The following is a 22325-nucleotide window of genomic DNA, read 5'->3' as shown; positions in this document are numbered from 1 at the left end:
CTTAGGCCAGCCTTGGAACCTTTTTCATGCCTCGGCGTATGGCTCGCTCAAGACTTGTACTAACCAGTTTGCCTGTGTAGGGAACGCGGTCTTCAAAGGTAATCCGATAACGCACGCGGGTGTGGCCTTCTGGCGTATCTTCAAAACGAATCCGGCCCAGGTGGTTGCGAATCGGGCTCATACTGGTGATGGTGTATTCAATCAGTATGTCCGGTTCGAAACTGGTGACGGTTTCTTCCAGGCCAAGAGGGCCAATGCCAACCTTGCGCACCGAACCAAGGCCGTTAGGGTCGGCCTGATCGCTGTTTTTGATTCGCTTTACGGGTGCTCCCAATAGTTTCCCGAAGCTTTGGTGATCGGCAAACAGTGCAAACACTCTGTTGCGGGGTACATTGAAGGTTTCATCAATTTCAAACGTATGCGTAGCCATTTTGAGTGCTCTTTATTGTGTCTTTATCCCGAAGACTAGCGGTTTCGTTACTTCAACAAAAGTCGTAGATGGCGGCAGAGCAGTTACTGGCCTGTTGTGCCTGGCCGGTATGCGTCTAATTCAACGTTAGTGTCTTGATGTATGACGGTAGTCCCTTGGCGACTGCCCCATAACTTTTTTAAATAATCGGGAGAAATAGTAGGCATCGTCATAACCCAGGCGATGGCTTATATCAGTAAAGCTGAGGCTTGTTGTGTCGAGCATTTGGCAGGCGCGCTCTACCTTCAGATGCAGGAAGTGCTGAATGGGAGAGGTTCCGGTTTGCTCTTTGTAGCGAGTAGCAAAGTGCGCGGGAGATAGGCCGGCAAGATCTGCTAGTTGCTCCAGAGTGATGCGTTCATCCAGGTGCTCATGCATATAGTTATTGATGGTATCCAGCTCGTTTTTTCGTTCATGGCTGGTTTCATCAATACTTATCGGAATGGCTGTAAACAATTGCCTTAGACGATTGGCTGCATGAATCAGACCGCGTGCACGGAAGCCTGTCTGGCGAACCGATAAAAGGCCATTGAAGTCCACCAGAAGTCTGGGTTGCCGCCCAAGGTGGCGGACCGGTGTAGAGTCATCAAATCCCATGTATTGGTGAAACTCGCTAGCCAGCGGCCCTGTGTAGTGAACCCAGTGAATTGTCCAGGGGTTATCCGGGTCTGCTGTGTAGCGATGGGTGGCGCCAGCGGGTAGTAACAGAAGATCTCCCGCCTCCAGTGTGTAGGGTACACCTTTCACATTCAGGAATGCCCGGCCTTCAGTACAGTAAATCAAAAGATTGTCGCGATGATTCTCTCGATGCATATGGTGCCCCGTCGCCCGGCGGTAATGGCCGAATGCCAGCGGGTAGAGGTCCCGGGTAAGAGGGTGTTGCGACAGGAGGTTAATAATAGGGGCGGGCACCACATAGCGAATGCTGTCTTTGGGTACTGGCCACTGGGAGGTTTGAATCATGATTGTTACTGTTACCTTCAGTTTGGCTAATCGAAAGATAGTCCATCAAGGTCGAAATTTAGTCAATCACCAAGTGCTGGTGGGCGTGCTAAGGTCTATCCATGCATAGCCAAAGTGATCTAGCTTTTGGCCACCCTCTCGCACAACAACAAACAGGGATACCGACATGAAAAATGTTCCACTGTACCTCGCTGGTGAATTTGTTCAGAGCCAGACCAACGAATGGATTGATGTGACCAATCCGGCCAATAACGAAGTGATCGCCCGAGTGCCATGCGCAACCAATGCAGAAATGCGTAAGGCGATCGATACGGCCGGCGAGGTGTTTAAAACCTGGAAAGAGGTTCCGGTTTCTGAGCGCGCCCGTGTGATGATGCGTTATCAGGCCCTGCTGAAAGAGCATCACGACGAAATTGCTGAAATTCTTTCTCAAGAAACTGGCAAAACCTTTGATGATGCGAAGGGTGATGTGTGGCGCGGTATTGAGGTTGTTGAGCATGCGGCCAACGTTCCCTCCATGATGATGGGCGAAACGGTTGGCAACGTAGCACGTTCAGTCGACACCCATTCCTGGATTCAGCCGTTGGGTGTATGTGCAGGCATTACTCCGTTCAACTTCCCGGCGATGATCCCACTTTGGATGTTCCCCCTTGCTATCGCCTGCGGTAACACATTCATTCTCAAGCCTTCCGAGCAGGATCCGCTGACTCCGATGCGCTTAGCTGAGCTGTTTGAAGAAGCCGGCGCGCCAAAGGGTGTTCTACAAGTTGTTCACGGTGGTAAGGAACAGGTAGATGTTCTGCTGACCGACCCTGCCATCAAGGCCATATCGTTTGTGGGTTCTGTGCCGGTTGGCCGTTATATCTACGAAACCGGCACCCGCAATATGAAGCGCGTTCAAAGCTTTGCCGGCGCCAAGAACCATATGGTGATCATGCCCGATGCTGATAAACAGCAGGTGCTCAATGCCTTGGTTGGCGCCTCTGTAGGTGCGGCTGGCCAGCGTTGCATGGCGATCTCTGTGGCAGTATTCGTAGGTGAGGCTCAGGCCTGGATTCCTGAATTGAAAGAAGCCATGGCGAAAGTGCGCCCAGGCGCCTGGAACGACTCAGGTGCCAGCTATGGCCCGGTAATTTCTCCCAAAGCCAAGGAGCGTGTTGAGGCGCTGATAGCCACGGGTGAAGCCCAAGGCGCGAACCTGCTTCTGGACGGCCGTGGCTGCACAGTGGATGGTTTGCCTGATGGTAACTGGGTTGGCCCAACCCTGTTCACCGGTGTGACCACCGAGATGGACATTTACAACGAAGAAATCTTCGGCCCTGTACTGGCCTGTATGGAAGAGAGCAGTCTGGAGGATGCCATCGACCTGATTAACAAGAGTCCTTATGGTAACGGCGTATCGATCTTTACCGGCTCCGGTGGTGCAGCACGCAAGTTCCAGCATGAAATTGAAGTGGGGCAGGTGGGTGTGAACATCCCTATTCCTGTGCCCCTGCCGTTCTTCTCATTCACCGGCTGGAAAGGCTCTTTCTACGGTGATCAGCATGCATACGGTAAGCAGGCCGTTCGCTTCTATACCGAGACCAAAACCGTTACATCCCGCTGGTTCTCCAGTGAGGCAACATCATCGGAAGCAAACTTCTCTATCCAGCTGCGTTAATTGTTTGAAGGTGGGTTGGTTTGGGTCGGAACTTGTTTCCGACCCCTTTTTCATCCCTCCTGAACAAGGGCTCCTGAGCCTGGTGAAAGTGGAGAACGTGGAGAGAAACGATGAATTTTAACCTCACTGAAGATCAGTTAGCGTTCCGCGAGGCGGCTCGAGCCTTTGCTGAAAAAACCATGGCACCCTACGCAGCCCAGTGGGATGACGAGCATATTTTTCCGGTAAGCGTTCTGAAAGAAGCCGGCGAAATGGGCTTCATGGGAATTTATACTCCGGAGGCGCTTGGCGGCATGGGCCTTTCCCGGCTGGATACCTCCGTAATCGTTGAAGAGCTGGCGGCTGCCTGCCCTTCAACAGCCGCATTTATCACGATTCATAATATGGCGACCTGGATGGTTGCGAGCTTCGCGCCCGATGACCTTAAACAGGAATTGGTGCCGAAACTGGCCAGCGGGGAGCTGCTTGCATCCTACTGCCTGACGGAACCCGGTGCGGGTTCTGACGCGGCCAGTTTGCGCACTAAAGCTGTGCGGGATGGCGATGATTATGTGATCAATGGTAGCAAGATGTTTATCTCCGGTGCCGGTGAAACAGACATTCTGGTGTTGATGGCGCGCACGGGCGCGGCGGATTCAGGCGCCAAGGGTATTTCCACCTTTGTGATTCCTGCCAGTGCGGAAGGCATTACTTACGGCAAGAACGAAGAAAAAATGGGTTGGCACAGTCAGCCTACTCGCACCGTTAACCTTGAAAATGTGCGTGTTCCGGCAACCAATCGTGTGGGTGAAGAAGGCGACGGGTTCGCCATTGCCATGAAGGGCCTTGATGGCGGCCGCCTGAATATTGCCACGTGTTCTTTGGGTGGTGCACAGGCTGCTCTATTAAGAGCCCGCAACTATATGCACGAACGACAACAGTTTGGAAAGCCTCTGGCTGCGTTTCAGGCGCTTCAATTCAAGCTGGCGGATATGGCAACCAACCTGGTAGCCGCCCGGCAGATGGTTCGTCTTGGTGCCTATAAGCTGGATGCCGGCGATTCTGAAGCTACATTGCACTGCGCCATGGCGAAGCGTTTCGCAACCGATGCCTGCTTTGAAGTGGTAAATGATGCACTCCAGTTGCACGGGGGCTACGGTTATATACGGGAATACCCTCTGGAGCGCTTTTTGCGCGACCTGCGTGTGCACCAGATTCTGGAAGGCACCAACGAAATCATGCGTCTGATTATTGCCCGTCGCTTGTTGGATGACGGTGTGGCCGAGGCCATTCAATAAATCGCAAAAATAACAGGAGAAGGATGATGAGCGATCTGATTCAGCTCGAGAAACGCGAACACATTGCAATACTGACCATCCACAACCCACCGGCCAATACCTGGACAGTGGATTCTTTGGCTGCACTGACTAACATCGTCCGTGAGCTTGATGAAGACAAGAATATTTTCGCATTGGTTCTGACCGGGCAGGGCGAGAAGTTTTTCTCCGCCGGTGCTGACCTGAAAACCTTTGCCGATGGCGATAAGGCCCGTGCCAATGAAATGGCTCAGCTCTTTGGTCAGGCCTTTGCTGCGTTGACCAAGTTCCGTGGCGTATCCATTGCCGCGATTAACGGTTACGCCATGGGTGGTGGCCTGGAATGCGCCTTGGCCTGTGATATCCGCATTGCCGAAGAGCACGCTCAAATGGCTTTGCCGGAAGCGACAGTGGGTTTGCTGCCCTGTGCTGGCGGCACCCAGAACCTGCCCTGGATTGTGGGTGAAGGTTGGGCCAAGCGCATGATTCTCTGTGGTGAGCGTGTAAAGGCCGACAAGGCTTTGCAGATTGGCTTGGTCGAAGAAGTTGTACCTAGTGGGAAAGGCTTAGAAAAAGCTCTGGAATTGGCTGAAATGGCCTGCAAGCAGAGCCCGTCTTCCGTTGCCCGCTGCAAAACACTGGTGATGAGTTCCCGCGATGGCCGCAGCCATTCAGACAGCTGGCGCATGGAGCGTGAACTGTTTGTTGATCTGTTTTCTACCGAAGACCAGAAAGAAGGCGTCAATGCCTTCCTTGAAAAGCGCAAACCAGAATGGAAAAACCGTTAAAAGCTTCTCAACTCCTGAGGCATATCGGTCTAAGGAATTTTTTATGAGTCATCAACCTGTTAAAAGCCATCAACCTGTTGTTTTCGAAGAGTGGAAGACCGCTGACGGTGCCGTTATCGCGGTGGCGAGGCTGAATACGCCCAAAGCGCTGAACGCACTCTCCCTTGAGATGATTCGGATGCTGGCGCCACAACTCAAGAGTTGGGCTGAGGATGATCGCGTTCGTGCCGTCTGGATTGAAGCTGAAGGCGACAAGGCGTTTTGTGCCGGCGGCGATATTGTCGCGCTATACCGGAGCATGACCGAGCCTCAGAGTGGCGGTGGTGCCAGCGCGGGAGAGACCTTCTTTACAGAAGAATATGAACTGGACTATTTGATCCACACCTACCCCAAACCGATTATCTGCTGGGTGCACGGCATTGCTATGGGCGGTGGTATCGGCATTCTGGCCGGCGCATCCCATCGGGTCGTAACAGAAACGTCCATGATGGCAATGCCTGAAACCAGTATCGGGCTTTACCCGGATGTGGCGGCAGGCTGGTTTCTGAATCGCGCTCCCGGTCGTACCGGGCTATTTCTGGGATTGACTGGCGGGCGCATGAACGCAGCCGATGCCATCTTCGTGGGCTTGGCCGATCGCTTTATCAAGCACGAAGAAAAAACTGCGGTAGTCGCTGATCTGGCCGCGCACAACTGGCAAGGGGAGGATGCTTTTGCGGTAGTGGGCGATGTGCTCAGGCAGCATGAAAATCAAAGCGCTGATGCCTTGCCGGAATCCCAGGTGCGGGCTCATCTCGATGAAATCAATCGGGTAACCGATGCCGACAGTCTGGCCAAGATGGTTGCCCAGATGAAAGAACTGGCTGGCGGTGACGGCTGGCTGGCGAAATCAACCAAACCCTTGGCATTCGCCTCGCCAACCTCACTAGCGTTGTGTTGGCAGCACTTGCAAAACTGTCGTCTGGACAGTCTCCGCGAGGTGCTCGACAAAGAACTCGTGCTCTCCAAAAACTGCCTGATAAATGGCGAGTTTGCCGAAGGTGTTCGTGCTCTCCTGATCGACAAGGACAAACAGCCCCGCTGGCGTTACGCGTCGCTGGAAGAAATGAACAGCGAGTGGATCGACAGCTTTTTCGAACAATAGCCTAACAGGCCGCTCGAGCAAGGGCGGCCCACTCAACCGAATACAAAAACAAGGGGATGATTATGGCAACGATTACCTTTATTGGCCTGGGCAACATGGGTGGCCCCATGGCCAGCAATCTTGTGCGAGCCGGGCACGATGTAACCGTTTTTGATCTGTCAAAAGATGCGGTAGCTGCGCTGGTATCAGAAGGTGCTAAAACGGCAGACACAGCCCACGATGCGGCGAAAGGCGCTGAGTGTGTGATCACCATGCTGCCGGCAGGCAAACACGTAGAGGCTGTGTATCTGGGTGAAGATGGTTTATTGGCGGCTCTGCCCGAGGGAACGTTGGTTATTGACTCATCCACCATCTCGCCAGAAACGGCTCGCGGTGTAGCCGAGCAGGCCGAACGCAAGCGTATACCATTCCTCGATGCACCCGTTTCTGGTGGTGTAGGCGGCGCGACAGCGGGTACTCTAACCTTCATCTGCGGTGGTGATGAAGAGACCTTTAGTAAAGCAAAGCCGATTCTGGAAGCCATGGGCAAGAATATCTTCCATGCTGGCGATCATGGTGCTGGCCAGGTCGCGAAAATCTGCAATAACATGCTGCTGGCTATTTTGATGGCAGGCACCAGTGAAGCATTGGCGCTAGGTGTGAAAAACGGATTGGATCCTGCGGTTCTCTCTGAAGTCATGAAGCAGAGCTCCGGCGGAAACTGGGCGTTGAATGTATACAACCCTTGGCCAGGGGTGATGGACGGCGTACCCGCATCCCGTGACTACCAAGGTGGATTTTTGGTTAACCTGATGAACAAGGATCTTGGTTTGGCCTTCGATAACGCCGTAAAGAATCAGGCGGCGATTCCCATGGGTTCACTCGCCCGTAACCTGTTTACACTCCATGCCGAACATGGCAATGGAACACTCGATTTCTCAAGTATCCAGCGCTTTTACAAGCCTGAATAACGCCTGCCGGGGCACGATCTTCCGTGCCCCAAAACCTCACCTGAGTTGATTCGCTCTCGAGTTTTGCCTCTATACATTGGTATTAAAGTGTTGAGCAAGGTAACTATAAGTAGGACAATGAATCCGCTTAATGGTGGATCGGTAGCGAGCAATGCGTAGCCGGTTTGTGATCACGGCTGCAGGCTGAATTCCCTATGCTGACGAACACTTTTGTACTCTATTTGTCGACCGTGTTGATCTGGGGTTCGACGTTTATAGCGATCCCTCTGCAACTGGGTGAAGTGCCTGGCGATGTGTCCATTGCCTATCGGTTTGGGCTGTCTGCACTGGTGCTGATGCTATGGTGCAGCCTGACCCGACGGAATATGCGATTTGGTTTTCAGCAGCACCTCTGGATGGCGGGTCAGGGGCTGATGCTGTTTGGCTTCAATTACATGCTGGTTTATCAGGCCGCTGCAGATATCACCAGTGGATTGATTGCCGTGGTGTTCTCCACAATTATTGTGATGAATATCATCAACGGCGCTCTGTTTTTCGGCAATCGAGTGCCCCGCGCAGTGATTGGGGGCGCGGCGCTTGGGCTTGTGGGAATTATCCTGGTGTTTTTGCCGGAAGTTCGCGCGCTGGACGCCGATAGCGCCACCTTGCGAGCCATCATTCTGAGCTTGGCGGGCACCTTCATCACATCCTTCGGCAACATGATTTCGGCTCGCAATCAGTCATCGAAACTGCCTGTCATGCAAACCAACGCCTATAGCATGGCTTACGGCGCTCTTTTGCTGGCGCTCATTGCGTGGGGTAGGGGAGAGGCCTTCGTTTTCGAAGCAACCTGGAGCTACACTGGCTCGTTGGTCTACCTGGCTTTGATTGGCTCAGTCCTCGGTTTTGGCAGTTTCCTTACATTGCTCGGGCGGATAGGGCCTGAACGTGCAGCCTACTGTATGGTGCTTTTCCCAATCGTCGCGCTTGCGCTCTCTACGGTATTCGAGAGTTACATCTGGACAATTGAGGCCGTTGCTGGTGTATCACTGGTGCTTGCAGGTAACTTGTTGGTCATTCTGCCCAAAGAAAAACTGCAGCGGTTGTGGCGGGTATTCCGGCCCGCAGCTGCCAGCTCTGCCGAGTAGGTGTGTTGCTGAGGTAGTGATTGGTACTAGGTATGAGTGGAGTAGCGTTACGTCTATAATGGCCGCCCTGAATGGCGCGCACTCTATGGTCAAGGCGCGCCGAAATCTCTAAACCGAGTACCCTCGCAATGGAAATCAATGTCAATTATCTCGACAACCTCCGAGTTGAAGCCAAGTTTGATGACTTCTCGGTGATTGCCGACCAGCCCGTTCGCTACAAAGGCGACGGCTCGGCACCTGGCCCTTTTGACTACTTTCTGGCTTCATCAGCCCTGTGCGCCGCCTATTTTGTGAAGGTGTACTGCCTGGCGAGGGATATTCCAACCGATAACATTCGCCTTTCCCAGAACAACATTGTTGATCCGGAAAACCGCTACAAACAAATCTTCAAGATTCAGGTTGAGCTGCCCGACGATCTGCCCGAGAAGCATCGCCAGGGCATTGTGCGGTCCATTGACCGCTGCACGGTCAAAAAAGTGGTGCAAACCGGTCCTGACTTTCAGATTGAAATCGTTGATAACCTCGATGAAGACGCCCAGGCGCTGCTGACGATCAAGCCAGAAGGGGGTGAGGACACCTACATCGAAGGTAAAGACCTGCCGCTGGAGCAAACCATTGCCAACATGAGCGGCATACTGGCCGACCTGGGCATGAAGATAGAAATTGCCTCCTGGCGCAATATTGTTCCTCACGTTTGGTCGTTGCACATGCGCGATGCGGCTTCGCCAATGTGCTTTACCAACGGCAAGGGCTCTACTAAAGAAAGTGCATTGTGCTCGGCTCTGGGGGAGTTTGTTGAGCGCTTGAACTGCAACTTCTTCTACAACGATCAATTCTTTGGTGAGGAAATCGCCAACAGCGAATTTGTACATTACCCGAGAGAGCGCTGGTTCAAGCCTGGTCCCAATGACGAATTGCCGGAAGGCATTCTGGACGATCATTGCCTGGCCATTTATAACCCGGATGGCGAGCTGCATGGCTCCAACCTGATCGACACAAATTCTGGCCGTGTGGACCGCGGTATATGCGCGCTCCCTTACGTGCGCCACTCTGATGGCGTGCCGGTTTACTTCCCGACCAACCTCATTGAAAACCTGTTTTTGAGCAACGGCATGAGTGCGGGAAATACTCTGGCAGAGGCACAGGTGCAGTGCTTGTCGGAAATTCTTGAGAGAGCTGTAAAAAAGCAGATCATTCAGGAAGAAATTGCCCTGCCGGATGTTCCTTTACATGTTCTGGAAAAGTACCCGAATATTCTTGAGGGTGTTCGGGCTCTGGAAGCTCAGGGCTTCCCTATACTGGTAAAAGACGCCTCACTTGGCGGCCAGTTTCCGGTAGCGAACGTTACCCTGATGAACCCGAAAACCGGCGGTGTGTTTGCCTCTTTCGGGGCGCACCCAAACATGGAAGTTGCTCTGGAGCGCAGCCTTACCGAGCTGATGCAAGGTCGTAGCTTTGAGGGTCTCAATGATTTTCTTCCGCCAACCTTTAACAGCCTGGCCATCACCGAGCCCAACAATTACGTCGAACACTTTATTGATTCCAGCGGGGTGATGTCCTGGCGCTTCTTCAGTGCCAAGGCAGATATAGATTTTCAGGAGTGGGACTTCACTGGCACCACCGAAGAAGAGGCGGCGGCTCTGTTCGGCATTATTGAAGACATGGGCCACGAAGTGTACACCGCGATTTATGACGACCTTGGTGCCCCGGTATGCAGGATGCTGGTGCCGGGCTATTCCGAGGTGTACCAGGTAGAGGATCTGATCTGGGATAACACCAACCGGGCACTGGATTACCGCGAAGATATTCTCAACCTACACATCCTGAGCGATGAACAGCTAGCTGCTTTGGTGGAGCGCCTGGACGACAGCCAGATTGATGATTACACAGACATCATCACCCTGATCGGCATCGAGTTTGATGAAAACACCGTGTGGGGCCAGCTCACCATTCTGGAATTGAAACTGCTGATCAATCTGGCACTCAAGCAATACGAAGATGCCCTGGAAAGGGTGGAAATGTTCTTGCAGTTCAATGACAACACAGTAGAGCGCGGCCTGTTCTATCAGGCCATGTGCGCGGTACTGGAGGTCACTCTGGATGACGAGCTTGAGCTGAGTGATTACGTGTTTAACTTCCGGCGCATGTTTGGTGATGAGGTCATGGATGCCGTGGTCGGCTCAGTGGATGGCAGCGTTCGTTTCTATGGTTTGACCCCGACCAATATGCAGTTGGAAGGACTGGACAGGCATCTGCGCCTGATTGACAGCTACAAGAAGCTGCACGCAGCACGTGCGGCTAAAGCCGGGATTGAGTTGACGCCGCAAATTTTTAACGTTACAGGATAATCATCATGGCAGACAAAATTAGAGTAGCCATTGCCGGGTACGGCAATCTGGGCAGGGGTGTGGAATCTGCGTTGGCGCAGAATCCCGATATGCAGTTGGTGGGTGTGTTCAGCCGCCGCGACCCCGCCAGTGTGGCGCTTCTGGACAGCACAGTGCCGGTTTATGCCATGGCAGATATTGAGCAGTACCAGAACGACGTTGATGTAATGATCCTTTGCGGAGGCTCAAAGACCGACCTGCCGGAACAAGGGCCTTACCTGGCACAGTTCTTCAATACCGTCGACAGCTTCGACACCCATGCCAAAGTGAATGAATACCACGCGGCATTGGATGAACCTGCACGCAAAGCCGGTAAGGTTGCATTGATGTCTGTGGGTTGGGATCCCGGCCTGTTCTCACTGAATCGTTTGTTCGGTGAAACAATTTTGCCGGAAGGTGAAACTTACACATTCTGGGGCAAAGGCCTGAGCCAGGGTCACTCGGATGCAGTGCGCCGCGTGGAGGGCGTCAGGAAAGGCGTGCAGTACACCTTGCCCTCTCAGGAGGCTATTGCCCGAGTACGCAACGGCGAGCAGCCGGAATTGAGCACCCGTGAAAAGCATGTACGGGAATGCTTCATTGTTCTGGAAGAGGGTGCCAATGCAGACGCAGTGCGAAACAGCATTGTGACCATGCCGGACTACTTCGAGCCCTTCGACACCACGGTTAACTTCATTGATGAAGCTACCTTCGCTGCAGAGCACAGTGCCATGCCCCATGGCGGCTTCGTTATTCGCAGTGGCGAAACCGGCACCCATAGCAAGCAGACTATCGAATATTCACTGGCGCTTGGAAGTAACCCTGAGTTCACCGCCAGTGTGTTGGTAGCCTACACTCGCGCAGTCCATAAAATGGCCCGCGCCGGCGAAACCGGTGCCAGATCTGTATTTGATGTGGCTCCAGGTTTGTTGTCCCCCAAGAGCCCGTCACAACTGCGCAAAGAGCTGCTCTGATAGAGTACCGCCAACGCCTTATGGAAATAACTGCCATGTCTGATCCCGGTATTAGCTGCTCAAACTGCCAGGCCTGCTGTTGCCGCCTGGAAGTTATGCTGATTACCGAGACAGGCGTGCCAGAGCGGTTTATTGAAACCGATCAGTGGGGCGGCAGAACGATGGCGCGTTTGGATGACGGCTGGTGTGCGGCGTTGGATCGCCGCACCATGTCGTGTTCGATTTACGACAAGCGACCGTTTATTTGCCGGGAATTTGAGATGGGCGGCTACGAGTGCATAGAAGAACGCGCAGCCAATGAGCCTGCAGCGTAAGGGTTAGCTATTGGTATCTGCTTGCTGTTCCTTATCCTGAGCGACCTTCACCCGTATTTTGTTTGACCCTACACGAGCGTCGTTCAGGTGGGCCTTGGCCATTTTTGCTTCCTTCGCGTGTGGCATTTCCACAAATCCAAAGCCTTTGGATTTTCCGGTTTCTTTATCTAAAACCAGTGTGCACTCGGTGACAGTGCCATGAGCAGAAAACAGCTCCATGATTTCCTGTTCTGTTGTCGTGCGTGCGAGGTTACGGACTAAAAGTTTCATGACGGGCCATTTTTAAAAGTAAGTATGATCACATTGCTTATGGATACGGTGCAGCGTGGCTTGGCAAGGTTCTGCATGCGTTTATATCCAAGCTGCGAGCCGTAGAACCCAGTATAGCCTTTAATAGGTACAAGCGGATAATGGCGTTCCGGTTTAATCACTCGTTTTCTGAGGTTTGTGACTATGTATTATGCGTTTCCGCTACTGGCAGTCATTTTCTGGGCGGGAAATACCGTAGTTAACAAACTGGCCGTGGGCGTTATTTTTCCGGCAGAAATTGGGTTTTATCGGTGGCTGTTCGCTGCCGTCATCCTCACGCCCCTGCTATTGCGTCCAACGCTGAGGTCGTGGCCAGTGGTGAAGGAAAACCTGGGCAAAATTTTTGTGTTAGGTGTGCTGGGCATGGCGATATATCAAAGCCTGGCCTATTTTGCCGCGCCTAAAACCTCTGCGACCAACATGGGTATTGTTTTAGCGCTCATGCCTGTGATGTCGCTGATTCTGGCCATATTGGCATTGGGCCACCGCCTTACAGTTGGAGCCATAGTCGGATCGCTGTTTTCGTTTTTTGGCGTATTGATTGTAATCACCTCCGGGGATTTGACTGCTATTGCCCAGCAGGGGATCAATGGCGGCGACGGCATGATGCTGGTAGCTGTAGCTGCCTACGCTATATACAGCACATTGTTGAAAAAATGGCAGATACCCCTGCCTGCAATGCAGTTACTTTACGCGCAAGTGCTTGTGGCCGTCGTGGTTTTGTTCCCGCTGTTTGCGCTACTTCCACAAACCGGGCTGAACAGTGATAACTTGCCACTGGTCTTGTTCGCCTGTGTGTTTGCATCTATTGGTGCACCCTTGGCATGGATGACGGGCATCAAGCACCTTGGGCCCAGTCGGACTTCTGTATTCTTTAATCTGATTCCGATTTTAACGGCGCTGATCGCATCCGTGATGTTGAGCGAAACATTGGGGCTGCATCATTTTATTGGCGGTGGTCTCACCCTGTTCGGTGTGCTCTTGTCTGAGTGGTGGACGCGACCCTTCCGGGTTAAGGCGCAGGCGCAGGGTTCGGCCTGAGATTTTGTTTACATAGAACGGGTGCTCGTTTGGGGCAGGGAGCATTTGATTAAACGCCGCAATTGCGACAGAATCTCCGCCCGGACTCATACAGAACCATACCTTCAAGGACTGAAGATATGCCCCAGGCAAGCGGACTGCAGTTTACCGCCCGTGTTGGCGAACTCCCCACTGATCTATTCTCTGTTGTCGGCTTTACGCTGACCGAGCGGCTATCCGAGCTATTTCATGGCTGCCTTGAACTGGCCAGCACCGACCCGGACATAGATGCATCCGAAGTTTTGGAGCAACCCGTGGATCTGGTGGTCTGGGAAGGCGGCATGCCCCTTCGCCGCTTCACCGGCGTGGTCAACGAATTCGCCCGAGGCGATTCCGGCCATCGCCGCACCCGCTATGAGATTGTTATCGAGCCGCCGGTGTGGCGTTTGGGGCTGATGCACAACAGCCGCATCTTCCAGACCCAAGCCACAGACACCATTGTGCGCACCCTGTTGGAAGAGCGGGGCATTGTGGACTCCGTATTTGATCTGAAACGCGCACCTCAGGAACGGGAATACTGCGTACAGCACCGGGAAAGCGATTTGGCCTTTATCGGGCGATTGGCTGCCGAAGAAGGCTGGCACTATCGTTACCAGCACGGCAGCGTGGATGGCGATGAACAACCCGGCCTGATTATTGCCGACCACCACGGCGATGCACCAAAACTTGAAGCCGCCGAATACAACGGCAAAGCTGGCGGAAGTACCAAACAATCTGTGGTATTCCGCTTTCGCTACGAAGAACGGGTTCGCGCCGCGTCCGTAGCCGCCAAAGACTACACCTTCAAAAACCCTGCCTATGCGCTGATGCACGAACACAGTGCCGCCAGTGCCAGCCAGCGGCAGGATTACCAGCACTTTGACTACCCCGGCCGTTTCAAAGCCGACGCCAGCGGCCAACCGTTTACCGAAGCCAGGCTGGACGCTCTCAGAAACGACGCCAGCACCGCCACCGGCGCGAGCAACCGCGCAGACTTCACCTGCGGTGCCAAAACCGAACTCACCGAACACGACAACCCCAAACTGAATCGGGACTGGCTACTGACAGCGGTTAACCACACTGGCAAACAGCCTCAGGCCATGGAAGAAGAGGGCGGTTCTGGCCGGACTTCATACCACAACACGTTCAGCGCCGTACCCGCCGACAAAACCTGGCGGCCGAACAATGCTCATCGCCCTCTGATGGACGGCCCACAAATCGCCATAGTGACAGGCCCGGAAGGGGAAGAAATCCACTGCGACGAATTTGGCCGGGTAAAAGTCCGCTTCCCCTGGGACAGATACAGCAAGAACGACGAACACAGTAGCGCCTGGTTGCGCGTAAGCCAGGGTTGGGCTGGCGGCCAATATGGCTTCATGGCCCTGCCCCGAATCGGCAACGAAGTCATCGTCTCCTTCCTTGATGGCGACCCGGACCAGCCCATCATCACCGGTCGAACCTATCACGCTACCAACACACCGCCTTATCCGCTGCCGGAACACAAAACTCGCACCACCCTGAAAACCCAGACCCATAAAGGCGAGGGCAGCAACGAACTGCGGTTTGAAGATGAGGCAGACAAAGAACAAATCTACATCCACGCCCAGAAAGACCTGGACCTGCTCACGGAAAACAACCGCACTGAAGTCATCAAAAACGACAGTCACCTGACCGTTGAGAATGACCGTTTCAGCCACGTAAAAGGCAGCAGTCACCAAACCATCGACGGCGAAAAACGCGAACAAACCGGCAAAGACCACAGCTTCAGCGTAACCGGCTCCTTGCACCTGAAAGCGGGCACCGCCTGGCTCAGTGACTCCGGCACAGAACTGCACATCAAGGCCGGGCAGAAAGCGGTTATCGAAGCGGGTGCCGAGATCACTCTCAAAGCGGGTGGCAGCTTTTTGAAGATCGATCCCAGTGGCGTTGCTATTGGCGGGGCGTCTATAAAAATGAACGCTGGGGGTGCTGCCGGTAAGGGGAGTGGGCAGAAGGTGCAGGTGGCGGGGCTGCCGGGGGTGGTGACGGCTGAAGGTGCGATTGTTGCCCCCGTAGCTTTGGCAGAAATGAATCAACGAGTGGACGCTGAGCCCAAGGCCATAGTGGCTCACCGGCTGAAGCAGGCGCGGATGCAAAGAACCGGTATTGTTGAGCAGTGCCAACAGCAGCCTGATGGTAGCTGCCCACTGGGAAATTGTCCTTGTGGTAGGAGTCAGACTGTATGAGCGCAAACGAGGACAGCGTGGCTTTGGGTGAACCAACGAGTAACACGATTAGGTACCTGGTTTTGGAATCTGGCCAGAAAACGCGAATCACAAGGATGCTGTATCAGCACGCAGAGAATCCGGAGTGGGTTTACCTGTTTGCAGATACAGAGTGGCAACTCTATTTGGATGAAAGCCCGATTATTCTGAAGGCTGCTCAGAAAAGCTCCGAATATCAGTGGGCTTTGACAGGTTTGAAGAATGGTCAGTTAAACGGCCTTATTCTGGAGCCGGAGGGTAGCTTCGAGTCGATAACCAAGTGGTTAAGAGCGCGACTGAAGGTGCGTTTCGATGGCCAACGCCAAGGGCTTTTGCGATTTTATGATCCACAGATCTGGCACCAGCTGGCCCCCACCTCAAAACCCGGGGCGGACGTGGTTGAGCGAGTAATCTACTGGTTTGGAGAGCCTGGGAGTGAACGATGGCACACCACGGAATGGCCTGACCCGCTTACCATGCTCCCAATGCCGACCCTGAGTGAGACTCAGTGGCAGGCATTGAACTCCGCCAATCTTTAAATGTGAATTTACCGGTATAAAAAGCAAGGAATGACAGGGATGTCTGACAACAGTTCAAAACAGGTGCCCGCAAGTTGTGGCCCTGCGTGTGAAGGTGAATCGCTGATTGTTGAGGTGATTGGTAAGGAGCACCCGGAGGGGCATGCGTTCCGAATCTTTGACGAGCCAAATGCAGTGCAGCTAGAAGACTTGGAAAACCGAGTAGCAGTGGAAGAACTGGAAGAGTCAGTTCTCCATATCTGGCCCTGGCATAAAGAGCCCAGCTGTAATCTGTGGCTTGAGGTCGATGCGGAGGAAGGCGGTCCCATTCGCGTACCTTTTTTGCGAAGTGCCATGAAGGTAAAGCGTCAAATCGAACGGCAACGCCATGTGATACTTCCTATCATTCCGACCACTTTGATATCGGGTGTGTCCCTGAAAGGCTCCAACCCAGCGCACCATGTAATGTCCCGGCCTGGGTTTATCTATCTGTTCCATGAGGGGGAGCTTTGGCGTGAACTTGAAGTTCGAATGGACGAGCATGGCGTTGCTTGGTACCACGATGTGGCGCTCCAGAACTATCGTCACGCAAATGGTAACTTCGAGCCTGGTTACCGGTCGGTAACCGGTGTGGCTCTGAGTGAGATATGGGTGCCTGCGCGAGTTGATGACAAGTGGGTCAACATTCACGCAGCTTATAGTGAGTCTCAGTGGCCGGGTGCGCGGGTCAATTATCTACAGGGAAAACCTCTTGCGAGGGTGGATCGTTGTAGCACTATTAGCATGGAGCTAGCAGAGCCAGCACATAAAGAAGGTAATAGTCAGACGGTTAATACAGGCTTTACCAATGCTTTTCTGGCAAACAGCCTCGCGCCACAAAGGAGCAGAAGCCCCTCAGTTGAGTGGCTGTTTGATCGTCCGGAAAAGTACCTCCTTGATCTCAAGGGTGAGTATGCAGAGTCGTCTGACCACTTGGCTGTTCAAGTGCACCAGCGGCAGGAAGACCCGGATCCAGATGATCCAGTACATGAGGACGAACGCCCGGAGATGACGGCGTTAGCAAAATGCCTTAGTAAAACTCTGAAAGAATTAGAAACTGCCTCTAAGGAAACGAAGGATAGTGGAGGGAGCGGTACCTTTGATTGGCCGGACAATACGCCAGCCGTTGAAGACTGTGTTAAGGATGCTCGTGATCGTTTAATTGGGGCTATCCAGCTGGATGATCCGATTGGAAGGCTTCGCTACCTGCAGCAGCGTCGTTTAGTGGCGACTTGGTTTACCAATGCTGCGGTGAGACGGGCAAAGGCACGTCCCTATTTTGAGTCCGCTTTGCTAATAAATGCTGCGGTTGTTCCGAGCAGTATTGGTGGTCAACGAAATCCACTGCATCAGCATATATCGGAGATAAGTGGTGAGGGCCGAAAGGAGTTGGAACGCTCCATTGCGGTTTCCGAGAGAAAGCTGGCAGTGGAGTATGGGAATAACCTGCAGGAGGATCTTTTGGGTCTGTTGCAGCGTAGTTGGGTGCAGCACAGTCTGGTGGACCTTTTCACCCACAGTGGGTATGACTACGCAGGTGCTTTCCATTTTGTTGGTTCGCTGATTAAGGAAGTGATAAGTGAGCCAGAAGAATGTGATGTATTGGCCGCTAGAGTGGAAGACACAAAGGTGGGAAAGGGTAAAAGTTGGCTCCTTGACTTTTGTAGCGCAGGGCACAGTCAATTGTTGTACTCATTACTTTTCCCTAAATTCCGCATCGAGGAACTGGCACGTCCCTATGAGCCTCCAGCCGAGCCGGATGAAAACTCTGGCGATGGTAGCTTCCGGGCCAGTGAACTAGCCTCTCTCGAAAACGAAGACCTTCCGGAGTTGGATCTTGTCGTGACGCGGGACGGTCTGGAACTTGCCGCAGCTGCCGAGGCCGGCGTCTTCTCAACGGCATTTGCTTCAAGCTTGAGGACAGGTGCCCAGTCGTTATTGAGTATTCATGGCAATTTATGGGGCGCGATTCAGAGTGCTAGCCAGTCCTTGGTCAGCGGCAATCAAAAGCTCAAAGATATCGATGCCCAACTCAAAGCGATGGAAGCGGACATGGATCGCTTGAGTCGTGAAAGAGCTAATGCCGAGAGGGCAAAAGTGGATGCTCAAGCCAAGGTTTTTGATGAATCTCGCTCACAGCGGCAGCAGGCTGAGTTGGCAGGCCGGAAGGCGGAAGAGAGCCTTAAGCACATAGCGGCAAAGGAATCGGAAATTAATCTGCGTGCAGAGAAACTGGTTCAACAGAAGCAGCAGCTATTTGCAAAGGCAACTACTGCTCAAATGAAGCTGTACGCAGGTTCGGTTCAGCAGCTTCGGGCTTCAATGCCGTTCTTGACAGGCAATGTCCGGCTGGAGCGTCTTTCAAAGGCTAAGCAAAAAGGTTACTACGTGATTGGCATATCTGGCATCGAGGAGCTTCCCGAAGAGGGCCGAGCCATCCGGATGTTTGGCGATATCACTGAGCTAAAAGAAGCGAACCTCCAGCCCCGGGCTTCCACCAGCCGAGCGCGGGCCACGGAACAGGGGTTGCCCTCCGGTAAAGCGTCGGAGGCGCTGGTACTGACCGTGCCAGAAAACGAGAAAATGGCAAAAATACTTAGACACTTGGGCGCGGCAGAAAAGCAGTACACAAATGCTCTGAAGGAATTGGGCATCTGGGAGCGCTATGCTGCACAATCCTCGAATCTGTCGGCAGCAGCAACAGCCTTGGCAGTCCAAAGGATAGCGGATGCCGAGTTGAAACTGGAAAAGGCTTTAGCGAACTTCGAGAGGGTGGATGGCAGCTTGCAAGCTGCCAATGACGCCTTCGATGACCTGGAAACAAATAGAGCGTCCCTGGGTGCCGAAGTACGCGGATTTGAGGACGCAGCTAAGAAGACGGAAAACAGGCATCTTTACCGGGTGCTCAACTCGCCACTCTTGCCTGCGGCAGTTATGTTGATGGAGCTGCATAACGTGTCGAGTGTAGCAGCGTCCGTTAAGAGAGAGTGGCGAGCTAAAGGACAACTCACTGCTGTAAGCGGCGGGTTAAGCGCAGCGTTTGATATCGGTATTGCAACGGTCACAGTTATAGAGCGGTTTCTTCAGAATGTCGCACTTGTGGAAAGGATCTCCAGGCAGTTTTTGTCGCGGGAATGGGTCGGACCATTTGCGATGAGGCTAGGTGAGCGCCTTGGAGGTCCCCTTACTTGGGTCAAAGTATTTGGTGCAGTGGGCGGAATCCTGATGGCTGTAGACTATTCTCTGGATGCCAATTACTTGTATCGCATGGGAAATACTGGTGGATCGATTGGCGCGGGAATAGTGGCCGCGGGGGGGGTGGCATTAACGTTTTCCAGTTTGGCTGGGTCGGCGGGTTTATTGTTTCTGGGGCCTGCGGGCTGGCTTGCCCTTGGTGTGGTACTAGCGATCTCGGGCACGGCTATGATGGCATGGTTCAACGAAGAGTCTATAGAAATCTGGATGCGCCATGGTCCCTTTGGTTCAATGGCCGAGAAACCCTTCCTTAAGGAACCGCGGGAGGCCTACTACCGTCTTGTTAGTTTGCTAATGGGTATCAGTGTTTTGGTCGAGCCCAACCCACTGCGCGGCCAGGTACTGCGGGGTGAGTTGAACGAGAAGGACGAAGATAGACTGGCAGTGCTTCGCGAAGCAAACACCCGTCTACGAGTAGAAAGCGCCATCCCTGGCTTATTTAAGGATGCCGAGATGGTAGATGTGAAGCCATATCTGCGATTGGTAGAGACAAAATCCGAGCGGGGGTATTTGCTGGGATTGAGTGATATGTCCAACTCTAAAGTTACACTAGTCGAAGAAGAAAAGCTGAAAAGCTACGTATTGCGAGAGGAAGAATTTTATGGTGGAACCTACGTGTACCTGAAAACACCGCTTACACGCAGTACCAAATCACAGCGCTGGCTAGGTGCGGTCGAATTGAGTGAGACCTGGTCTTACCACTGGAATGTCCGGGTTCAGTTGCAGGTTAAGATGAAAGAAGATGAGGAGCCCCTGGTGTTTCCAGCCCCTGATCCGGAGGATCCTTTGGTATTTAACAAAGCCAATCAGGAGCATTCCCAGCCGGATTTCGGTGAAAAAGGGCGCCCTTTCTGGTATGACGAACAAGTCCGCTTTTATGGAAAGCTCAATGACTGAGGCATGTAGCTATTATGGCACCGAAGCATATAGATCTGATTCGTTTCCAGACCAACCTGTCCAGAAACAGGATTTCAACCACTCGAAACTGAGACGCTCAGCCGGTTATCGACTGCCTTGGGGTGGCACTAAGCATGTAATCCCGCCCATAGTAATGGAGCGCACGCCACCGAAAGCACTTCGCTACATCGAAAAAAATGGAGATCTGCTCGAGGGTAAAGGGTTTCAAGGTGAGTTCAGTCATGAATGCATTCGTTTTGCACGGCTTGCCTTACGGTCAAGGGTTGTCAATTTTCTCGAGGTAGGTGGAAAAATGACAGCCGTTTTGTTGACACCTTTTGTTTTGATTACCTATTTCATGTTTGTGTATTTACTTGGTCCAACCGAAACATGGCTTTCGGTATTTCAGGGGTTTTTACCAGCGATTTTTGGGGCCATCGTTTTGCCAGCTTTTGTGTGGCTGATTGCAAGGCTATCTTTCAAACTCTTCCCTCGATGGTTTGTGAAGAACGGCAGGGGGCCTGAGTGGGAACTTAATCGACGAACCGGGATGGTCACTTTGTGGCTGTATCCGCGCAAGTGGGCGTTCAGGAAACAAGGATCGCCTCAGATCATACAAGCTCCCTTTTATGAGTTTGACGGTTGGGTCATGGGCGGGGCTGATCGTTTTGGGACACGGTTCGACTTTGTATTGTGTCATCGTTACCAAAAGTTGAGTGTGCATATTGGTAACGACTTACTAAGCTGGCATCGCTTTCCCGACATGTGTTACGCATTTTGGGATTTTATCCAGAACTACATGGATGTGACGCGACCTTTACCTGACATGCCGGCCTTGGAGGCCTATCGCCATCTTGATCCAGTTACTGCTGAGCATGATCGAAGAAATAGAAGGGTCGCGCGTTACTGGAGGGACATGGACGACCGGTCTTTTGATCAGAAGGTGCGTCAAATGTTTGATGAGGTTAAACGAATCAACCCTGAGCAACGCCCAAACCTGATGGCAAAGAAGGTGCGCTATGCACACATGACGCCAGAGGACATGCTCGCCTACGGTCGTGGCTCAAGGAAGCCTCGCCAAGGCCGCTCTGGAACCAGAATAACCAGGCAGTCAGTTGAAAATACTTGAAGATATTAAAGGGAGCTTCTTTCCTGACAGGCTGTGGCGGGTACTTGGGCATGCGCTGGGTTCATGGCTTTTATATTTTTCCTCATGTTCCTCTACGGAATGTGAGTCAGCAACAAGTTCATGAAAATGTTGAGTAGTCAGTTTGGCGGCGTCAACGCCATTGAATACTATGGGCCCTTTGCCTACCGTCCCGAATCCATTCCACCGCAGAAAAATCAAACGGAAGAACTAAACCGCACTGGCTTGGATCGATCTGCCAGTCTCCGGTTGCCCTGGAGTAATACCCGGGAGGTTATGCCACCTCCTTTTATGTCCAGAAATCCCCCCAAGAAACTGCGTAGGCTGGAGAAGAAGGAAGACCTGGCAGACAAGCACGGCCTTTACGTTGAGAACAGTCACGAATGTTTTCGGCATGCGCCTTTGGCGTTTCAGGCACGCTTTTTCGACATGATGAGTGTATTGGGAAAGCTTTGGGCATACCTCGTTTCACCAATGTATGTGATAGTTTTGATATTGACGTCTCCGCTGGTTGGAAGCAGAAACGAGAGCTGGCCCGAATACATTCAAGGCTTGATGGTGCTGCCAAACTTAGTACTTCTCGGGGGGGGATGGCTCGCGCTTTTAGTATCCACATTGGCCTTCCGCCTCTTCCCCAAATGGCTCCATCAAAACGGCCGGGGCCCCGAGTGGGAGTTCAACCGGCGTACCGGAATGATCAAGGTCTGGCAATATTCCCGGAAGCTCCCCTTCCTGCCCAGAAAACCCCCAGTTGTCATCGAAAAACCTTTCTATGAGTTCGACGCCTGGTGCTGTGCGCGGGTAGACC

General features: G+C 53.0%; 17 protein-coding genes and 1 pseudogene. 15 read left to right on the top strand and 3 right to left on the bottom strand.

Annotation, left to right across the window (positions count from 1 at the left end; translation table 11 throughout):
- Position 1 precedes the first annotated feature (1 nt).
- Both AADB16_RS15525 and AADB16_RS15520 read right to left on the bottom strand, forming a co-directional pair.
- Positions 2–430: an SRPBCC family protein gene (locus tag AADB16_RS15525; protein WP_309045913.1), complete on the bottom strand. Its 429-nt coding sequence runs from the start codon at positions 428–430 to the stop codon at positions 2–4.
- Positions 431–556: 126 nt separating this feature from the next.
- The gene (locus tag AADB16_RS15520; protein ID WP_309045914.1) at positions 557–1432 is read right to left on the bottom strand and encodes an AraC family transcriptional regulator; all 876 of its coding nucleotides are present in this window, start codon (positions 1430–1432) and stop codon (positions 557–559) included.
- A 166-nt stretch (positions 1433–1598) separates the two neighbouring features.
- Between AADB16_RS15520 and AADB16_RS15515 the strand changes: the two genes are divergently transcribed.
- From AADB16_RS15515 to AADB16_RS15475, 9 genes are all read left to right on the top strand, one after another.
- On the top strand, positions 1599–3092 hold the full coding sequence (locus AADB16_RS15515; RefSeq protein ID WP_309045915.1) for a CoA-acylating methylmalonate-semialdehyde dehydrogenase: 1494 nt from the start codon (positions 1599–1601) through the stop codon (positions 3090–3092).
- A gap of 110 nt (positions 3093–3202) precedes the next feature.
- Positions 3203–4369, top strand: coding sequence for an acyl-CoA dehydrogenase family protein (locus AADB16_RS15510; protein WP_410804613.1), 1167 nt, complete (start codon positions 3203–3205; stop codon positions 4367–4369).
- Positions 4370–4395: 26 nt separating this feature from the next.
- Positions 4396–5175, top strand: coding sequence for an enoyl-CoA hydratase (locus AADB16_RS15505; protein ID WP_410804611.1), 780 nt, complete (start codon positions 4396–4398; stop codon positions 5173–5175).
- 43 nt (positions 5176–5218) lie between these two features.
- Positions 5219–6319: an enoyl-CoA hydratase/isomerase family protein gene (locus AADB16_RS15500; RefSeq protein WP_410804609.1), complete on the top strand. Its 1101-nt coding sequence runs from the start codon at positions 5219–5221 to the stop codon at positions 6317–6319.
- A gap of 62 nt (positions 6320–6381) precedes the next feature.
- Positions 6382–7269 carry a 3-hydroxyisobutyrate dehydrogenase gene (gene mmsB, locus AADB16_RS15495; RefSeq protein WP_410804607.1) on the top strand — a complete coding sequence of 296 codons (888 nt, stop codon included), beginning with the start codon at positions 6382–6384 and terminating at the stop codon, positions 7267–7269.
- 194 nt (positions 7270–7463) lie between these two features.
- A complete protein-coding gene (locus AADB16_RS15490; protein WP_410804605.1) occupies positions 7464–8396 on the top strand; it encodes a DMT family transporter in 933 nt (310 codons plus the stop codon).
- Positions 8397–8524: 128 nt separating this feature from the next.
- Positions 8525–10744, top strand: coding sequence for an OsmC domain/YcaO domain-containing protein (locus AADB16_RS15485; protein ID WP_410804603.1), 2220 nt, complete (start codon positions 8525–8527; stop codon positions 10742–10744).
- A 5-nt stretch (positions 10745–10749) separates the two neighbouring features.
- Positions 10750–11736, top strand: coding sequence for a diaminopimelate dehydrogenase (locus AADB16_RS15480; RefSeq protein ID WP_410804601.1), 987 nt, complete (start codon positions 10750–10752; stop codon positions 11734–11736).
- Between the two features lie 35 nt (positions 11737–11771).
- Entirely contained in the window at positions 11772–12050 is a 279-nt protein-coding gene (locus AADB16_RS15475) for a YkgJ family cysteine cluster protein (protein WP_410804599.1), read from the top strand.
- A 3-nt stretch (positions 12051–12053) separates the two neighbouring features.
- Here the strand turns inward: AADB16_RS15475 and AADB16_RS15470 are convergent, their stop codons facing one another.
- Complete coding sequence (locus tag AADB16_RS15470; protein WP_298450084.1) at positions 12054–12320, bottom strand: RNA recognition motif domain-containing protein; 267 nt, start codon at positions 12318–12320, stop codon at positions 12054–12056.
- A gap of 183 nt (positions 12321–12503) precedes the next feature.
- Here AADB16_RS15470 and AADB16_RS15465 point away from each other — a divergent pair, with 183 nt between their 5' ends.
- The 6 genes and pseudogenes from AADB16_RS15465 to AADB16_RS15440 all read left to right on the top strand — a co-directional run.
- Entirely contained in the window at positions 12504–13400 is an 897-nt protein-coding gene (locus AADB16_RS15465) for a DMT family transporter (RefSeq protein WP_410804597.1), read from the top strand.
- A gap of 119 nt (positions 13401–13519) precedes the next feature.
- Positions 13520–15643, top strand: coding sequence for a type VI secretion system Vgr family protein (locus AADB16_RS15460; protein ID WP_410804595.1), 2124 nt, complete (start codon positions 13520–13522; stop codon positions 15641–15643).
- Positions 15640–16200, top strand: coding sequence for a DUF4123 domain-containing protein (locus tag AADB16_RS15455; RefSeq protein WP_410804593.1), 561 nt, complete (start codon positions 15640–15642; stop codon positions 16198–16200). The genes AADB16_RS15460 and AADB16_RS15455 overlap by 4 nt, the downstream gene beginning before the upstream one ends.
- Positions 16201–16239: 39 nt before the next feature.
- Positions 16240–20370: a hypothetical protein gene (locus AADB16_RS15450; protein ID WP_410804591.1), complete on the top strand. Its 4131-nt coding sequence runs from the start codon at positions 16240–16242 to the stop codon at positions 20368–20370.
- Positions 20363–21499 carry a hypothetical protein gene (locus AADB16_RS15445; protein ID WP_309045226.1) on the top strand — a complete coding sequence of 379 codons (1137 nt, stop codon included), beginning with the start codon at positions 20363–20365 and terminating at the stop codon, positions 21497–21499. Before AADB16_RS15450 ends, AADB16_RS15445 begins: the two co-directional genes overlap by 8 nt.
- Before the next feature lie 120 nt (positions 21500–21619).
- A pseudogene (locus AADB16_RS15440) lies at positions 21620–22325 on the top strand (hypothetical protein); the annotation flags it as partial.

The organism is Marinobacter sp. KMM 10035 (assembly GCF_046537445.1).
GTDB lineage: Bacteria > Pseudomonadota > Gammaproteobacteria > Pseudomonadales > Oleiphilaceae > Marinobacter > Marinobacter sediminicola.
Note: the sequence above shows the minus strand (reverse complement) of the source record. Positions and strands in the feature narration are given on the sequence as shown.

What these genes read in the sequence shown, in the direction of transcription:
- AADB16_RS15525 (WP_309045913.1), bottom strand. Translation starts at nt 430, where the DNA reads ATGGCTACGCATACGTTTGAAATTGATGAAACCTTCAATGTACCCCGC.
- AADB16_RS15520 (WP_309045914.1), bottom strand. Translation starts at nt 1,432, where the DNA reads ATGATTCAAACCTCCCAGTGGCCAGTACCCAAAGACAGCATTCGCTAT.
- AADB16_RS15515 (WP_309045915.1), top strand. Translation starts at nt 1,599, where the DNA reads ATGAAAAATGTTCCACTGTACCTCGCTGGTGAATTTGTTCAGAGCCAG.
- AADB16_RS15510 (WP_410804613.1), top strand. Translation starts at nt 3,203, where the DNA reads ATGAATTTTAACCTCACTGAAGATCAGTTAGCGTTCCGCGAGGCGGCT.
- AADB16_RS15505 (WP_410804611.1), top strand. Translation starts at nt 4,396, where the DNA reads ATGAGCGATCTGATTCAGCTCGAGAAACGCGAACACATTGCAATACTG.
- AADB16_RS15500 (WP_410804609.1), top strand. Translation starts at nt 5,219, where the DNA reads ATGAGTCATCAACCTGTTAAAAGCCATCAACCTGTTGTTTTCGAAGAG.
- mmsB (WP_410804607.1), top strand. Translation starts at nt 6,382, where the DNA reads ATGGCAACGATTACCTTTATTGGCCTGGGCAACATGGGTGGCCCCATG.
- AADB16_RS15490 (WP_410804605.1), top strand. Translation starts at nt 7,464, where the DNA reads ATGCTGACGAACACTTTTGTACTCTATTTGTCGACCGTGTTGATCTGG.
- AADB16_RS15485 (WP_410804603.1), top strand. Translation starts at nt 8,525, where the DNA reads ATGGAAATCAATGTCAATTATCTCGACAACCTCCGAGTTGAAGCCAAG.
- AADB16_RS15480 (WP_410804601.1), top strand. Translation starts at nt 10,750, where the DNA reads ATGGCAGACAAAATTAGAGTAGCCATTGCCGGGTACGGCAATCTGGGC.
- AADB16_RS15475 (WP_410804599.1), top strand. Translation starts at nt 11,772, where the DNA reads ATGTCTGATCCCGGTATTAGCTGCTCAAACTGCCAGGCCTGCTGTTGC.
- AADB16_RS15470 (WP_298450084.1), bottom strand. Translation starts at nt 12,320, where the DNA reads ATGAAACTTTTAGTCCGTAACCTCGCACGCACGACAACAGAACAGGAA.
- AADB16_RS15465 (WP_410804597.1), top strand. Translation starts at nt 12,504, where the DNA reads ATGTATTATGCGTTTCCGCTACTGGCAGTCATTTTCTGGGCGGGAAAT.
- AADB16_RS15460 (WP_410804595.1), top strand. Translation starts at nt 13,520, where the DNA reads ATGCCCCAGGCAAGCGGACTGCAGTTTACCGCCCGTGTTGGCGAACTC.
- AADB16_RS15455 (WP_410804593.1), top strand. Translation starts at nt 15,640, where the DNA reads ATGAGCGCAAACGAGGACAGCGTGGCTTTGGGTGAACCAACGAGTAAC.
- AADB16_RS15450 (WP_410804591.1), top strand. Translation starts at nt 16,240, where the DNA reads ATGTCTGACAACAGTTCAAAACAGGTGCCCGCAAGTTGTGGCCCTGCG.
- AADB16_RS15445 (WP_309045226.1), top strand. Translation starts at nt 20,363, where the DNA reads ATGACTGAGGCATGTAGCTATTATGGCACCGAAGCATATAGATCTGAT.